The organism is Geobacter grbiciae (genome assembly GCF_018531165.1).
Taxonomy (GTDB): Bacteria; Desulfobacterota; Desulfuromonadia; order Geobacterales; family Geobacteraceae; genus Geobacter; species Geobacter metallireducens.
Genome location: NZ_JAHDIW010000062.1, coordinates 1 through 284, shown reverse-complemented (window position 1 = coordinate 284; position 284 = coordinate 1). Strand labels below are relative to the sequence as shown.

Genomic DNA, 284 nt, shown 5'->3' with positions numbered 1-284 from the left:
GTCACCGGGGTTGACCTCAGCACGATGACCATCTCGGTCATGCACCAGTATGCGGGCAACTTTGCCGACCAGTCGGTGAACTACACCCTGAAGCGCGGCTCCACCTACGCCATCGTCTACGACTTCGGCGGCAGCCGCCTCGGGAAGCTCCTGGAGAAACGGGAGCGGCAGATGCAGGCCTACCGCGAATCGGGGCTTGCCGATACCTCCCGCCAGGTGCTCACCGAATCCCTCAACGTCATCGGCCAGACCTGGATGCGGGACACCACCCTGGACGCCAACCT

1 protein-coding gene is annotated in these 284 nt (G+C 63.7%); it reads left to right on the top strand.

Annotated elements, in window-relative coordinates:
• On the top strand, positions 1-284 hold a 284-nt coding region (locus KJB29_RS19145), incomplete at both ends, for a hypothetical protein (protein ID WP_215735900.1).